Annotated in this window: 15 protein-coding genes; 12 read left to right on the top strand and 3 right to left on the bottom strand. The window is 65.0% G+C overall.

The features are described 5' to 3' along the window. Nucleotides 1-7 precede the first annotated feature (7 nt). Both LJF27_RS28725 and LJF27_RS28720 read right to left on the bottom strand, forming a co-directional pair. A complete protein-coding gene (locus LJF27_RS28725; RefSeq protein ID WP_003085528.1) occupies nucleotides 8-844 on the bottom strand; it encodes an HDOD domain-containing protein in 837 nt (278 codons plus the stop codon). Nucleotides 845-944: 100 nt separating this feature from the next. Next, the gene (locus tag LJF27_RS28720) at nucleotides 945-1,889 is read right to left on the bottom strand and encodes a YgfZ/GcvT domain-containing protein (protein WP_003101947.1); all 945 of its coding nucleotides are present in this window, start codon (nucleotides 1,887-1,889) and stop codon (nucleotides 945-947) included. Between the two features lie 272 nt (nucleotides 1,890-2,161). Here LJF27_RS28720 and LJF27_RS28715 point away from each other — a divergent pair, with 272 nt between their 5' ends. Together LJF27_RS28715 and LJF27_RS28710 are read left to right on the top strand one after the other, a co-directional pair. Then, on the top strand, nucleotides 2,162-2,416 hold the full coding sequence (locus LJF27_RS28715) for a succinate dehydrogenase assembly factor 2 (protein WP_003085532.1): 255 nt from the start codon (nucleotides 2,162-2,164) through the stop codon (nucleotides 2,414-2,416). Further along, nucleotides 2,400-2,852 (top strand): protein YgfX, encoded by a 453-nt coding sequence (locus LJF27_RS28710; RefSeq protein WP_003114181.1) that lies wholly within the window; start codon nucleotides 2,400-2,402, stop codon nucleotides 2,850-2,852. Before LJF27_RS28715 ends, LJF27_RS28710 begins: the two co-directional genes overlap by 17 nt. Here the strand turns inward: LJF27_RS28710 and nadB are convergent. After that, nucleotides 2,821-4,437, bottom strand: a complete 1,617-nt coding sequence (nadB, locus tag LJF27_RS28705; RefSeq protein ID WP_003101954.1) for an L-aspartate oxidase — start codon at nucleotides 4,435-4,437, stop codon at nucleotides 2,821-2,823. The two genes, LJF27_RS28710 and nadB, sit on opposite strands and share 32 nt — an antisense overlap. Nucleotides 4,438-4,845: 408 nt before the next feature. Between nadB and rpoE the strand changes: the two genes are divergently transcribed. From rpoE to era, 10 genes are all read left to right on the top strand, one after another. Next, the gene (gene rpoE, locus LJF27_RS28700) at nucleotides 4,846-5,427 is read left to right on the top strand and encodes an RNA polymerase sigma factor RpoE (protein ID WP_003085543.1); all 582 of its coding nucleotides are present in this window, start codon (nucleotides 4,846-4,848) and stop codon (nucleotides 5,425-5,427) included. Between the two features lie 31 nt (nucleotides 5,428-5,458). Continuing rightward, the gene (gene mucA / locus LJF27_RS28695; RefSeq protein WP_003101958.1) at nucleotides 5,459-6,043 is read left to right on the top strand and encodes an anti-sigma factor MucA; all 585 of its coding nucleotides are present in this window, start codon (nucleotides 5,459-5,461) and stop codon (nucleotides 6,041-6,043) included. An 8-nt stretch (nucleotides 6,044-6,051) separates the two neighbouring features. Further along, nucleotides 6,052-7,002 (top strand): sigma factor AlgU regulator MucB, encoded by a 951-nt coding sequence (gene mucB / locus LJF27_RS28690; protein ID WP_017002466.1) that lies wholly within the window; start codon nucleotides 6,052-6,054, stop codon nucleotides 7,000-7,002. Further along, complete coding sequence (mucC, locus tag LJF27_RS28685) at nucleotides 6,999-7,454, top strand: alginate biosynthesis regulator MucC (RefSeq protein WP_003101962.1); 456 nt, start codon at nucleotides 6,999-7,001, stop codon at nucleotides 7,452-7,454. Before mucB ends, mucC begins: the two co-directional genes overlap by 4 nt. A gap of 39 nt (nucleotides 7,455-7,493) precedes the next feature. Further along, nucleotides 7,494-8,918 carry a serine protease MucD gene (gene mucD / locus LJF27_RS28680; protein WP_003114183.1) on the top strand — a complete coding sequence of 475 codons (1,425 nt, stop codon included), beginning with the start codon at nucleotides 7,494-7,496 and terminating at the stop codon, nucleotides 8,916-8,918. 149 nt (nucleotides 8,919-9,067) lie between these two features. Continuing rightward, entirely contained in the window at nucleotides 9,068-10,867 is a 1,800-nt protein-coding gene (gene lepA, locus LJF27_RS28675) for a translation elongation factor 4 (RefSeq protein WP_003085555.1), read from the top strand. A 5-nt stretch (nucleotides 10,868-10,872) separates the two neighbouring features. After that, nucleotides 10,873-11,727, top strand: a complete 855-nt coding sequence (gene lepB, locus LJF27_RS28670) for a signal peptidase I (protein WP_003101969.1) — start codon at nucleotides 10,873-10,875, stop codon at nucleotides 11,725-11,727. 168 nt (nucleotides 11,728-11,895) lie between these two features. After that, nucleotides 11,896-12,273 carry a DUF4845 domain-containing protein gene (locus tag LJF27_RS28665; RefSeq protein ID WP_003085562.1) on the top strand — a complete coding sequence of 126 codons (378 nt, stop codon included), beginning with the start codon at nucleotides 11,896-11,898 and terminating at the stop codon, nucleotides 12,271-12,273. After that, nucleotides 12,270-12,959 (top strand): ribonuclease III, encoded by a 690-nt coding sequence (gene rnc / locus LJF27_RS28660; RefSeq protein WP_003085565.1) that lies wholly within the window; start codon nucleotides 12,270-12,272, stop codon nucleotides 12,957-12,959. The genes LJF27_RS28665 and rnc overlap by 4 nt, the downstream gene beginning before the upstream one ends. Further along, nucleotides 12,952-13,869, top strand: a complete 918-nt coding sequence (era, locus tag LJF27_RS28655; RefSeq protein ID WP_010793857.1) for a GTPase Era — start codon at nucleotides 12,952-12,954, stop codon at nucleotides 13,867-13,869. The genes rnc and era overlap by 8 nt, the downstream gene beginning before the upstream one ends. The last annotated feature ends 9 nt before the right edge of the window (nucleotides 13,870-13,878 follow it).

The following is a 13,878-nucleotide window of genomic DNA, read 5'->3' as shown; positions in this document are numbered from 1 at the left end:
GCGGGGTCTATTGCAGCATGCTGGTGGCGGCTTCCAGGGCGCTGGAGAGGTCCTCGTCTTCCTTCATGTCGACGGTCGGCTCGAGGCCGAGCTTGGCGAACGCCGGGATCTGGCTCCAGTCCAGGCGGGTATAGGGATGCTCGCTGCCAAGGTAGCTCTGCAGGGTGGCGACCTGGACCAGGTCGGTATAGTCCGCGCGCGGCGAGTTGCGGGTGAAGTCCAGGTGCTGGCGCGGGACCTCGGCGATCGGCGCGGGGAAATCCCAGGCCTTGAGGATGCGCTCGCCGATCAGCGGATGGATGCGCTCGATCACATGGCTCAGGCTGATGGAGTCCGACAGCAGCTCGTTGTGATCCTCGGCGTAGGTGAGGATCGGCAGCACGCCGATCTGGTGCACCAGCCCGGCCAGGGTCGCCTGGTCCGGCGCCAGACGGGTGTAGTGACGGGCCAGCACGTGGCAGATGCCGGCGATCTCGGTGCTCTTGTTCCAGACTTCGCGCATCTTGCGGTCGACCACGTCGGTGGTGGCCTGGAACATCTGCTCCATGGCCAGGCCGGTGGCCAGGTTGCAGGTGTAGTTGATGCCCAGCCGGCTGATCGCCATCTGCAGGTCGGTGATTTCCTTCGGGCTGCGCAGCAGCGGACTGTTCACCACGCGGATGATGCGCGCGGTCAGCGCCGCGTCGTTGCCGATCACCTTGCTCAGGGCCTGGATGCTGACATCCGGGTCTTCCGCCGCCTCACGGACCTGCAGGGCCACCTCGGGCAGGGTCGGCAGCACCAGTTCATCCTGATCGATGGCGCGGATCAGGTCCTGTTGGACTTTGTCGGCAAGCTTGCTCATGGCATTTCCTTTGAAAACGCAATGGCCGGAGCACGCTCTACGTGCACCGGCCATGGGAATACTGGCGGGCCGTCCGCGGACGGCGAGGCACAGTTTACGGTCAGCGCTGGATTTCGCGGTCGCTGTCCAGCGTGTAAGGCAGATTGAGGAGGACGAGCGGCGCTCCTTCGGCGCTTCCGAGGCTGATCCGGCCGTCGGCGACGGCGTCGTCCTGCAGCACGGCGAGCAATTCCACGCTGTTCTCCGGCGTACGGGCGGCCAGTACCACTTCGCCGACGCTGGTGGAATGGACTGGCGAGAACAGCCCGGTGCCGGGCGCCGGCACCTCGTCTGCGTCCAGCGCCAGGCGATACAGGCGGCGCTTGAGGCGGCCGAGATACTGCATGCGGGCGACGATTTCCTGGCCGGTATAGCAGCCCTTCTTGAAGCTGACCCCGCCGACCGCCTGCAGGTTGATCATCTGTGGGATGAACAGCTCGCGGGTAGCGCCGAACACCTGGCCGATGCCTGCGCGCACCTGGCCGAGCAGCCAATCGTCGAGCGGCGCCTCGCGGCTGTGCTCGCGGAGCGTGGCAAGCACCGCCTCGGCGCGCTGCGCCGGAACCCATAGCTCGACGCGGGCGTCGCCCAGGGCGACGGCGAGCAGGTCGCCGTGGCGGGCGATCCTGCCGCTCTCCGCCGGGGTGTCTATCCCCAGGGCGCGCAGTGCCTCGCTGGCGTCGCGCAAGCCTATGCGGAGCCAGGCTGCGCTCTCGTCGGCAAGGCTGGCCTTGGAGAATACGGCGTATTTCTTCAGGTCCGCCAACTGGGCCTCGAGCAGCTCGCCGGCCATCGCCAGCAGCAGGCCGTCGCCCTCGGGCAGGATGCGGAAGCTCGATAGCAGGCGGCCCTTGATGTTGCAGCGGCCGCCGAGGCTGGAGGTCTCGTCGTTGAGGTAGGCGAGGTTGCAGGTCAGCTGGCCCTGGAGGAACTTGGCGGCGTCAGGGCCGCGGACGGCGAGGATGCCTTCATGGACTAGCGGGGTGTGGAAAGCGGGGTCGGCCATTGCGATGCTGCGCGGTCAGTCAGTCAGGACCGTCATCATAGAACTCGGTCCGAGGCTTGTCAGCGGGCAAGAATGCCTGGCGCATCCGCCTTGACGGTTGTCGGACACTTCCGAGGCCGCCGTCGGCATGGGCCTGCGTCCCGCGCGGATACCCTTGGTTTGCCGGGCAATACGACCAAGGGCGGACGCCGGCGGAGCGACGCCTCGTCATCGGGCCGCGCCATTCGAGCGCAACCGCCCTATAATGCCGGGCGTTTTCGAGGAGCCCGAACATGGCAGATGAAACCGAACTGAAACGACTCTACTGGCACAGCCGTCGCGGCATGCTGGAACTGGATGTGCTGCTGGTGCCTTTCGTGCAGGAGGTTTACCCGGGCCTGGACGCCGAGGACCAGGCGCGCTTCCGCAAGCTGCTGGAGTGCGAGGACCAGGACATGTTCGGTTGGTTCATGCAGCGCGGCGAGCCGGAAGACGCCGACCTGCGGCGGATGGTGCGGATGATCCTGGACCGTGTCCAGCCGGATTGAGCCGTTCGAATGCCGCTGGCGGGTCTCTCCGATCCTGCTGGCGGCGAGCCTGGCACTGTGGGCCCTGGCGCTGCTGTCGATCCTGCTGGCGGCGCTGCCGGTCTGGCTGAAGCCGCCGCTTGCGCTGGTCTGCCTGGCCTACGGTGCCTGGGGGCTGTACCGCCAGGTACTGCTGCGCGGCTCGCGGGCCTTCCGCGGCGTGCGCCATGACGAGCGGGGCTGGCAGCTGTGGAGCGCCGGAAGCGGCTGGCAAGCGGTGCAATTGCGCCCTGACAGCCTGGCGCTGCCCTGGCTGATCGTACTGCGCGTGCGCCTGCCGGGCCGCTGGCGCATCCTTGGCTGCTGTATCCCGGCCGATGCATTGGGCGCCGACAGCCATCGGCGCCTGCGTGTCCGCCTGCGCTTCAGTCGCCGTAGATGGGCGGCACCAGGATAGTGTCGCGGGCTTCGGGCAGCAGGTCCGGATAATCCAGCGTGTAGTGCAGGCCCCGGCTTTCGCGGCGCTGCATGGCCGAGCGGATGATCAGTTCGGCGACCAGTGCCAGGTTGCGCAACTCGATCAGGTCGCGGCTGACCTTGTAGTTGCTGTAGAACTCGTCGATCTCGCTGAGCAGCAGGCGTACCCGGTGCTGGGCGCGCTGCAGGCGCTTGTTGGTGCGCACGATACCGACGTAGTCCCACATGAAACGCCGCAGTTCGTCCCAGTTGTGCGCGATGATCACGTCCTCGTCGGAGTCGGTGACCTGGCTGGCGTCCCAGCTCGGCAGGCTTTCCGGCACGGGCGTGCCGGGCAGGCGCTGGAGCATGTCGGCGGCGGCAGAGCGGGCATAGACGAAGCATTCCAGCAGCGAATTGCTGGCCATGCGGTTGGCGCCGTGCAGGCCGGTGAAGGTGGTTTCGCCGATGGCGTAGAGGCCCGGCACGTCGGTATGCCCGTGCTGGTCGACGAGCACGCCGCCGCAGGTATAGTGAGCGGCCGGCACTACCGGGATCGGTTGCTGGGTAATGTCGATGCCGAAGTCCAGGCAGCGCTCGTAGACGGTGGGGAAGTGCGCCTTGATGAACTCGGCCGGCTTGTGGCTGATGTCCAGGTAGACGCAGTCGATCCCCAGACGCTTCATTTCATGGTCGATGGCGCGGGCCACGATATCCCGGGGCGCCAGCTCGCCACGCGGGTCGAAGCGCGGCATGAAACGCTCGCCATTGGGCAGGCGGAGCAGGGCGCCTTCGCCGCGCAATGCCTCGGTGATGAGGAAACTCTTGGCCTGCGGGTGGTACAGGCAGGTCGGGTGGAACTGGTTGAACTCCAGGTTGCCGACCCGGCAGCCGGCGCGCCAGGCCATGGCGATGCCGTCGCCGGAGTTGCCGTCGGGATTGCTGGTATAAAGGTAGACCTTGCTCGCGCCACCGGAGGCCAGCACGGTGAAGCGGGCACGGAAGGTATCGACTTCGCCGCTTTCCCGATTCAGCACGTAGGCGCCCAGGCAGCGCTTGCTCGGCAGGCCTAGCTTGCGCTCGGTGATCAGGTCGACCGCCACCCGCTGCGACAGCAACTCGATGTTCGGTCGCCGCCGGGCCTGGGCCAGCAAGGTATTGAAGATCGCGGCGCCGGTGGCGTCGGCGGCATGGATGATGCGCCGGTGGCTGTGCCCGCCTTCGCGGGTCAGGTGGTATTCGAAGCTGCCTTCCTCGTGGTTGTGCTGCTCGTCGCGGGTGAAGGGCACCCCCTGTTCGATCAGCCACTGGATCGCTTCGCGGCTATGCTCCACGGTGAAGCGCACCGCATCCTCGCGGCACAGGCCGCCACCGGCGACCAGGGTGTCCTCGACGTGGGATTCCACGGTGTCGGTATCGTCCAGCACGGCGGCCACGCCGCCCTGGGCCCAGTAGGTCGAGCCCTGCGACAGTTCGCCCTTGCTGAGGACGGCGATGCGCAGGTGTTCCGGAAGGGTCAAGGCCAGACTCAGGCCGGCGGCGCCGCTGCCGATGACCAGTACATCGTGTTGATAATGTTGGCTCATGCCCGCATTTCCCCGTGGTGGAGCCCTAGTATATAGAAGGGCCTGGCGGCACAATAGCGCACCCCCGCTGCCGGTCCGGCGGATGAGCTGCGGGCCTGTCATCGGCAGGCGTCATCAGAGCGGGGCGATGTAGTGCTGGAACTTTCTTAGACGCATCGGTTCCAAAGCAGGATGCCTGAAGACCTCGTCCGGTTGGCCTACCCAGCGGCACAGAGGCCGGGCCCTGAGCCCGATGCAATCCATTTTCGCGGGGCCCGGACACGATGTCCGGGGCCGCACGTCACGAGCGAGGAAAAAACTCGTGACGCATGCTTGGAGGGGAGAACTTTTGCAAGAAGCCCGAGTCTATCTTGGCAAGACGATTCGCTGGGACGCTCGAAGCTCCTCCAGGTTCGAAGAGGAGCTTTCATGCTAACCCAGGAACAGGATCAGCAACTGGTTGAACGGGTACAGCGCGGAGACAAGCGGGCTTTCGATCTGCTGGTACTGAAATACCAGCACAAGATACTGGGATTGATCGTGCGGTTCGTGCACGACGCCCAGGAAGCCCAGGACGTAGCGCAGGAAGCCTTCATCAAGGCATACCGTGCGCTCGGCAATTTCCGCGGCGATAGTGCTTTTTATACCTGGCTGTATCGGATCGCCATCAACACCGCGAAGAACCACCTGGTCGCTCGCGGGCGTCGGCCACCGGACAGCGATGTGACCGCAGAGGATGCGGAGTTCTTCGAGGGCGACCACGCCCTGAAGGACATCGAGTCGCCGGAACGGGCGATGTTGCGGGATGAGATCGAGGCCACCGTGCACCAGACCATCCAGCAGTTGCCCGAGGATTTGCGCACGGCCCTGACCCTGCGCGAGTTCGAAGGTTTGAGTTACGAAGATATCGCCACCGTGATGCAGTGTCCGGTGGGGACGGTACGGTCGCGGATCTTCCGCGCTCGTGAAGCAATCGACAAAGCTCTGCAGCCTTTGTTGCGAGAAGCCTGACACAGCGGCAAATGCCAAGAGAGGTATCGCTATGAGTCGTGAAGCCCTGCAGGAAACTCTGTCCGCTGTGATGGATAACGAAGCGGATGAACTCGAGTTGCGGCGGGTGCTCGCAGCTTGCGGCGAGGATGCCGAGCTGCGTTCCACCTGGTCGCGTTACCAGCTGGCGCGGTCCGTCATGCACCGCGAGCCTACCCTGCCGAAGCTGGATATCGCTGCGGCGGTCTCTGCTGCCCTGGCCGACGAGGCCGCTCCGCCGAAAGCGGAGAAGGGACCGTGGCGGATGGTCGGTCGCCTGGCGGTCGCTGCCTCGGTGACCCTGGCGGTGCTGGCCGGCGTGCGTCTGTACAACCAGAACGACGCCCTGCCGCAGATGGCGCAACAGGGGACCACCCCGCAGATCGCCCTGCCTCAGGTGAAAGGCCCGGCCGTGCTGGCCGGCTACAGCGAAGAGCAGGGGGCGCCGCAGGTGATCACCAACTCCTCGTCCAGCGATACCCGCTGGCATGAGCAGCGTCTGCCGATCTACCTGCGTCAGCACGTGCAACAATCCGCCGTCAGTGGTACAGAGAGCGCGCTGCCCTACGCTCGGGCAGCCAGCCTGGAAAACCGCTGAGGAGAGACATGCGCACCACCTCCCTGTTGCTTTTGCTTGGCAGCCTGATGGCGGTTCCCGCTACTCAGGCTGCCGACGCTTCCGACTGGCTGAATCGTCTCGCCGAGGCCGATCGCCAGAACAGTTTCCAAGGCTCCTTCGTCTACGAGCGCAATGGCAGCTTCTCCACCCATGAGATCTGGCATCGCGTGGAGAGCGATGGTGCGGTTCGCGAGCGCCTGCTCCAGCTCGACGGCGCGCGCCAGGAAGTGGTCCGGGTCGACGGGCGCACCCAGTGCATCAGCGGCGGCCTTGCCGACCAACTGGCCGATGCCCAGCTGTGGCCGGTGCGCAAGTTCGATCCCTCCCAGCTGGCTTCCTGGTACGACCTGCGCCTGGTCGGCGAATCCCGTGTCGCCGGCCGCCCGGCAGTGGTCCTTGCGGTGACTCCGCGCGACCAGCATCGCTACGGCTTCGAGCTGCACCTGGACCGCGACACCGGCCTGCCGTTGAAGTCGCTGCTGCTGAACGAGAAGGGGCAGTTGCTCGAGCGCTTCCAGTTCACCCAGTTGAATACCGGCGCGGCACCTGCCGAAGACCAGTTGCAGGCGGGCGCCGAATGCCAGGTCGTCGGCCCGGCCAAGGCCGACGGCGAGAAGACCGTGGCCTGGCGCTCGGAATGGCTGCCGCCAGGTTTCACCCTGACCCGCAGTTTCATGCGTCGCAGTCCGGTCACCCCCGATCCGGTCGCCTGCCTGACCTATGGCGATGGCCTGGCACGATTCTCGGTGTTCATCGAGCCGCTGCACGGTGCCATGGTTGGCGACGCGCGCAGCCAGCTCGGCCCGACCGTGGTGGTTTCCAAGCGCCTGCAGACCGATGACGGCGGCCAGATGGTGACCGTCGTCGGCGAAGTGCCGCTGGGCACCGCCGAGCGGGTGGCGCTGTCCATCCGGCCCGAGGCCGCCGCCCAGAAATGATCGAGGAGCAGGGGCGAGTGGTGGCGACCGAGCCGGGAGCGGTATGGGTCGAGACCGTGCGCCGCAGTACCTGCTCGTCCTGCTCGGCCAATGCCGGTTGCGGCCAGGGGCTGATGCAGCGCCTGGGCGTCGGCGCGGGGCGTGCCCGGGTGCGCGCGTTGAGCGACCTGAGCCTGCGGGTCGGCGATGCGGTCGTCCTAGGAATTCATGAAGACCTGTTGTTGCGCGCCTCCGTCCTCTTCTATCTTTTCCCTCTGCTCGGGTTTTTCGTGGCAGCATTGCTGGCGACCCGGGCGGGCTTTGTCGAACCTCTGATCATCGTGTCCGGGCTGGCGGGTTTGCTGGCGGCCTGGCTATTGGTGCGTCGGCATGCTCGTCGTCATGCCGATGATCCAGCCTCGCAGCCGGTGGTTCTGCGAGCGCTGATTTCCGGGCCGTCCGATTCGGCCTGAGTCTTTCTCTTCCCTCGAACATCACGGGAGCTGTAGTCGATGCATACCCTAAAACGCTGTATGGCTGCGATGGTGGCCTTGCTGGCCTTGAGCCTGGCGATGACGGCCCGGGCAGAACTGCCGGACTTCACGCCTTTGGTCGAACAGGCGTCGCCGGCGGTGGTGAATATCAGTACGCGGCAGAAGCTGCCGGATCGCGCCATGGCACGCGGGCAGCTGTCGATCCCCGACCTCGAAGGGCTGCCGCCGATGTTCCGCGACTTCCTCGAGCGCAGCATCCCGCAGGTTCCGCGCAATCCGCGCGGCCAGCAGCGCGAGGCGCAATCGCTGGGTTCCGGCTTCATCATCTCCAACGACGGCTACATCCTCACCAACAATCACGTCGTGGCCGATGCCGACGAGATCCTGGTGCGCCTGTCCGACCGTAGCGAGCACAAGGCCAAGTTGATCGGCGCGGACCCGCGCAGCGACGTGGCGGTGCTGAAGATCGAGGCGAAGAACCTGCCGACCCTGAAACTGGGCGATTCGAACAAGCTGAAAGTGGGCGAATGGGTCCTGGCCATCGGTTCGCCGTTCGGCTTCGATCACTCGGTCACCGCCGGTATCGTCAGTGCCAAGGGGCGTAGCCTGCCGAACGAGAGCTACGTACCCTTCATCCAGACCGACGTGGCGATCAACCCGGGTAACTCCGGCGGTCCGCTGCTGAACCTGCAGGGCGAAGTGGTCGGCATCAACTCGCAGATCTTCACCCGTTCCGGCGGCTTCATGGGCCTGTCCTTCGCCATTCCGATCGATGTCGCGCTGAACGTCGCCGACCAGTTGAAGAAAGCCGGCAAGGTCAGTCGCGGCTGGCTGGGCGTGGTGATCCAGGAAGTGAACAAGGATCTCGCCGAGTCCTTCGGCCTCGACAAGCCGTCCGGCGCGCTGGTGGCGCAACTGGTGGAAGACGGCCCGGCGGCCAAGGGTGGCCTGCAGGTGGGCGATGTGATCCTCAGCCTGAACGGCCAGTCGATCAACGAGTCCGCCGACCTGCCGCACCTGGTGGGCAACATGAAGCCGGGCGACAAGATCAACCTGGACGTGATTCGCAACGGCCAGCGCAAGTCCCTGAGCATGGCGGTAGGCAGCCTTCCGGACGACGACGAGGAAATCGCCTCGATGGGCGCTCCGGGCGCCGAGCGCAGCAGCAACCGCCTGGGCGTGACCGTCGCCGACCTGACCGCCGAGCAGCGCAAGAGCCTGGATATCCAGGGCGGCGTGGTGATCAAGGAAGTCCAGGACGGTCCGGCCGCGGTCATCGGCCTGCGTCCGGGCGATGTCATCACCCACCTGGACAACAAGGCGGTGACCTCGACCAAGGTCTTCGCCGACGTGGCCAAGGCCCTGCCGAAGAACCGTTCGGTTTCGATGCGGGTGCTGCGCCAGGGACGCGCCAGCTTCATTACCTTCAAGCTGGCCGAATAAGCCGGCTGGCGAAAAAAGGGCGGTTTCCACCGCCCTTTTTCATGCCCGTCAATCCGTTACCTGCGTGACGCCTTGCCCGAGCATCAGGTAAACTCCCCGGCTATTTTTCGGCGGATTGCCGCCCTTGCCCTTTTCGAGTGTGTTGAGCCGTGAGCGACCTGAGCCATATCCGCAATTTCTCCATCATTGCCCATATCGACCATGGCAAGTCGACGCTGGCCGATCGCTTCATCCAGATGTGCGGCGGCCTCTCCGATCGCGAAATGGAGGCCCAGGTCCTGGACTCCATGGACCTGGAGCGCGAGCGCGGGATCACCATCAAGGCCCACAGCGTGACCCTGCACTACAAGGCGCAGGACGGTAAGACCTACCAGCTCAACTTCATCGATACCCCCGGCCACGTCGACTTCACCTACGAAGTCAGCCGCTCGCTGGCCGCCTGCGAGGGCGCGCTGCTGGTAGTGGACGCCGGCCAGGGCGTCGAGGCGCAGTCCGTCGCCAACTGCTACACCGCCATCGAGCAGGGGCTGGAAGTGATGCCCGTGCTGAACAAGATGGACCTGCCCCAGGCCGAGCCGGAGCGGGTGAAAGAGGAAATCGAGAGCATCATCGGCATCGACGCCACCGACGCCGTGGCCTGCAGCGCCAAGAGCGGGATGGGCGTGCTGGAGGTGCTGGAGCGCCTGGTGACCGCCATCCCCGCCCCGGAAGGCGAGATCGAGGCGCCGCTGCAGGCGCTGATCATCGACTCCTGGTTCGACAACTACCTCGGCGTGGTCTCGCTGGTACGGGTGAAGAACGGCCGGGTGAAGAAGGGCGACAAGATCCTGGTGAAGTCCACCGGCAAGGTCCACCAGGTGGACAGCGTCGGGGTATTCACTCCGAAGCACACCGAGACCGTCGACCTGAAGGCGGGCGAGGTGGGCTTCATCATCGCCGGGATCAAGGATATCCACGGCGCGCCGGTGGGCGATACGCTGACCCTGAACAACACGCCGGACGTCGAGGTCCTGCCGGGCTTCAAGCGGGTCAAGCCGCAGGTCTACGCGGGCCTGTTCCCGGTCAGCTCGGACGATTTCGAGGACTTCCGCGACGCCCTGCAGAAGCTGACCCTCAACGACTCGTCGCTGCAATACGAGCCGGAAAGCTCCGAAGCCCTGGGCTTCGGCTTCCGTTGCGGTTTCCTCGGCATGCTGCACATGGAGATCATCCAGGAGCGCCTGGAGCGCGAATACGACCTGGACCTGATCACCACCGCGCCCACGGTGGTCTTCGAGATCGTGCAGAAGAACGGCGAGATCATCTACGTCGACAACCCGTCCAAGCTCCCGGACCTGGCGTCGATCCAGGAAATGCGCGAACCGATCTGCCGCGCCACCATCCTGGTGCCCAAGGACCACCTGGGCAACGTGATCACCCTGTGCATCGAGAAGCGCGGCGTGCAGCGCGACATGCACTTCCTCAGCGGCCAGGTGCAGGTGGTCTACGACCTGCCGATGAACGAGGTGGTGCTCGACTTCTTCGATCGCCTCAAGTCCACCAGCCGCGGCTATGCTTCCCTGGACTACAGCTTCGATCGTTTCGAGCCGTCCAACCTGGTTCGTCTCGACGTGCTGATCAATGGCGAGAAGGTCGACGCCCTCGCCCTGATCGTCCACCGCGACAACGCCCCCTACAAGGGCCGCCAGCTGGTGGAGAAAATGAAGGAACTGATCCCGCGGCAGATGTTCGACGTGGCGATCCAGGCAGCCATCGGTGGGCAGATCATCGCCCGCTCGACGGTCAAGGCGCTCAGGAAGAACGTGCTGGCCAAGTGTTACGGTGGCGACGTGAGCCGTAAACGCAAGCTGCTGGAGAAGCAGAAGGCTGGTAAGAAAAGGATGAAGCAGGTCGGTAGCGTGGAAATTCCCCAGGAAGCCTTCCTCGCCGTGCTCAAAGTGGATAGCTAGAACCCATGACACTCAATTTCCCGTTGTTGCTGGTCATCGCCGTGGCTGTATGCGGCGCCCTGGCCCTGGTCGACCTGGTGCTGTTCGCGCCGCGTCGGCGGGCCGCGATCTCTTCCTACGAAGGGCAGGTGAACGAGCCCGATCCGGCAGTGCTGGAGAAGCTCAACAAGGAACCGCTGCTGGTGGAGTACGGCAAGTCGTTCTTCCCGGTACTGTTCATCGTGCTGGTGCTGCGTTCCTTCCTGGTCGAACCGTTCCAGATTCCCTCGGGGTCGATGAAACCTACCCTCGAGGTCGGCGATTTCATCCTGGTCAACAAGTTCGCCTACGGTATCCGCCTGCCGGTGCTGGACACCAAGGTGATCCCGATCGGTGATCCGCAGCGCGGCGATGTCATGGTGTTCCGCTATCCCAGCGAACCGAACATCAACTACATCAAGCGCGTGGTCGGCCTGCCCGGCGACACCGTGCGCTATACCAAGGAAAAGCGCCTGTACGTCAACGGCGAGCTGGTGGCGGAGAAGCTGGTCGGCGAGGAACCGGGCACCCTGGGCAGCGTGACGCTGTACCAGGAGAAGCTGGGCCAGGCCGAGCACCTGATCCGCAAGGAAATGAGCCGCTATCGCATCGAGCCCGACCGCCAGTGGACCATTCCCGCCGGCCACTACTTCATGATGGGCGACAACCGCGACAACTCCAACGACAGCCGCTACTGGAACGATCCGAAGATCCCCAAGGATCTGCTGGGCATGGTTCCGGACCGCAATATCGTCGGCAAGGCCTTCGCCGTGTGGATGAGCTGGCCCGATCCGAAGATGAGCAACCTGCCGAACTTCTCCCGGGTCGGCGTGATTCACTGACCTGTGCGCAGGTTCGCCACGCGGAAGGGCGCTCCTGCTGAATAATCGCGAAGCGGGGCTGCTCCCGAGGGCAGCCCCGCTTTCACTTCCGCGAACGCCGCCGCAGGGCCCTGCCCGATGGCGTTACCGCTCGCTGGACGGAATAACTACACTGACATGAGGTCCGACATGAGGTTCGCGCGTTCGCAGAAGGGGATGTCCCTGCTGGGGTGGCTGGTGGTGCTGGGCGTGGTGGCGTTCTTCGCCAGCGCCGCGTTCAAGATCATCCCGCACTACATGGATTACTACTCGCTGGAGAAGGTGATCACTTCCGTGGAGACCGACAAGGCGGCCGAGGTGCGTTCCGTGCCGGAGTTCTACAGCTACGTCGGCAAGGGGATGCAGATCAACGGCATCCGCAACCTGGACCTGGAGAAGGCCCTGGAGGTGCAACTGGAAGACAACCAATTCCGGGCGCACCTGAAATATGAAAAACGCGAGCCACTGATCAGCAACATCGACCTGGTGGTCCACTTCGACAAAGAATTCCGTGTACGCATGCCGTGAGTAATTCGCTGGACCGACTCGAGCGCAAGCTCGGCTATACCTTCAAAGACCGGGACCTGATGGTCCTGGCCCTGACCCATCGCAGCTACGCCGGGCGCAACAACGAGCGCCTGGAGTTCCTCGGTGACGCCATTCTCAACTTCGTCATCGGCGAGGCGCTGTTCCACCACTTCCCGCAGGCTCGCGAAGGCCAGCTTTCGCGCCTGCGCGCGCGATTGGTCAAGGGCGAGACCCTGGCCCTGCTGGCGCGCGGCTTCGAGGTGGGCGACTACCTGCGGCTGGGCTCGGGCGAGCTGAAGAGCGGCGGGTTCCGCCGCGAGTCGATCCTCGCCGATGCGATGGAAGCCCTGATCGGCGCCATCTACCTGGATACCGGCATGGACTCCGCGCGCGAGCGGATCATCGCCTGGCTCGGACCGCAACTGCGCGAGCTGACCCCGGTGGACACCAACAAGGACCCCAAGACCCGCCTGCAGGAGTTCCTGCAGTCGCGTGGCTGCGACCTGCCGCGCTACGAGGTGGTGGATATCCAGGGCGAACCCCATTGCCGGACCTTCTTCGTCGATTGCGAAGTGGCCCTGCTGAGCGACAAGACCCACGGGCACGGCGGCAGCCGCCGCATCGCCGAGCAGGTGGCCGCGGCCGCCGCGCTGGTGGCCCTGGGCGTGGAGAATGGCCATGACTGACATGCACGACGACATCCCCGCCGGCAGCCGTTGCGGCTACGTGGCGATCGTGGGCCGCCCCAACGTGGGCAAGTCCACCCTGCTCAACCACATCCTCGGGCAGAAGCTGGCGATCACCTCGCGCAAGCCGCAGACCACCCGTCACAACATGCTCGGGATCAAGACCGAGGGCGAGGTGCAGGCCGTCTACGTCGATACGCCCGGCCTGCACAAGAGCGGCGAGAAGGCCCTCAACCGCTACATGAACCGTACCGCCAGCGCGGCATTGAAGGATGTCGACGTGGTGATCTTCGTGGTCGACCGCACCCGCTGGACCGAAGAGGACCAGATGGTCCTGGAGCGCGTGCAGTACGTCAGTTGCCCGGTGCTGATCGCGGTGAACAAGACCGACCGCATCGAGGAGAAGGCCGACCTGCTGCCGCACCTCGAATGGCTCACCCAGCAGTTGCCGAAGGCCGAGATAGTACCGATCTCGGCGCAGCACGGGACCAACCTGGACGTGCTGGAGAAGCTGGTCGCCGAGCGTCTGCCGGAAAGCGAGCACTTCTTCCCCGAAGACCAGATCACCGACCGCAGCAGCCGCTTCCTGGCCGCCGAGCTGGTCCGCGAGAAGATCATGCGCCAGCTAGGCGCCGAGCTGCCCTACCAGATCACCGTGGAGATCGAGGAGTTCAAGCAGGAAGGTCGCATCCTGCATATCCATGCGCTGATCCTGGTGGAGCGCGAGGGGCAGAAGAAGATCATCATCGGCGACAAGGGCGAGCGGATCAAAAGCATCGGCCAGAACGCGCGCAAGGACATGGAAGTGCTGTTCGACTCCAAGGTCATGCTCAACCTCTGGGTCAAGGTCAAGGGCGGCTGGTCCGACGACGAGCGCGCCCTGCGCTCGCTGGGCTACGGCGACCTCTGACCGTTCCCG

Source organism: Pseudomonas sp. 203-8 (assembly GCF_020708595.1).
Lineage (GTDB): Bacteria > Pseudomonadota > Gammaproteobacteria > Pseudomonadales > Pseudomonadaceae > Pseudomonas > Pseudomonas aeruginosa.
Note: the sequence above shows the minus strand (reverse complement) of the source record. Positions and strands in the feature narration are given on the sequence as shown.

Bases quoted from the DNA above. Each gene is read 5' to 3' on its own strand.
- era (WP_010793857.1), top strand. From the start codon at position 12,952: ATGACTGACATGCACGACGACATCCCCGCCGGCAGCCGTTGCGGCTAC.
- lepB (WP_003101969.1), top strand. From the start codon at position 10,873: ATGACACTCAATTTCCCGTTGTTGCTGGTCATCGCCGTGGCTGTATGC.
- mucB (WP_017002466.1), top strand. From the start codon at position 6,052: ATGCGCACCACCTCCCTGTTGCTTTTGCTTGGCAGCCTGATGGCGGTT.
- rpoE (WP_003085543.1), top strand. From the start codon at position 4,846: ATGCTAACCCAGGAACAGGATCAGCAACTGGTTGAACGGGTACAGCGC.
- mucC (WP_003101962.1), top strand. From the start codon at position 6,999: ATGATCGAGGAGCAGGGGCGAGTGGTGGCGACCGAGCCGGGAGCGGTA.
- nadB (WP_003101954.1), bottom strand. From the start codon at position 4,437: ATGAGCCAACATTATCAACACGATGTACTGGTCATCGGCAGCGGCGCC.
- LJF27_RS28665 (WP_003085562.1), top strand. From the start codon at position 11,896: ATGAGGTTCGCGCGTTCGCAGAAGGGGATGTCCCTGCTGGGGTGGCTG.
- mucA (WP_003101958.1), top strand. From the start codon at position 5,459: ATGAGTCGTGAAGCCCTGCAGGAAACTCTGTCCGCTGTGATGGATAAC.
- LJF27_RS28720 (WP_003101947.1), bottom strand. From the start codon at position 1,889: ATGGCCGACCCCGCTTTCCACACCCCGCTAGTCCATGAAGGCATCCTC.
- LJF27_RS28715 (WP_003085532.1), top strand. From the start codon at position 2,162: ATGGCAGATGAAACCGAACTGAAACGACTCTACTGGCACAGCCGTCGC.
- mucD (WP_003114183.1), top strand. From the start codon at position 7,494: ATGCATACCCTAAAACGCTGTATGGCTGCGATGGTGGCCTTGCTGGCC.
- LJF27_RS28725 (WP_003085528.1), bottom strand. From the start codon at position 844: ATGAGCAAGCTTGCCGACAAAGTCCAACAGGACCTGATCCGCGCCATC.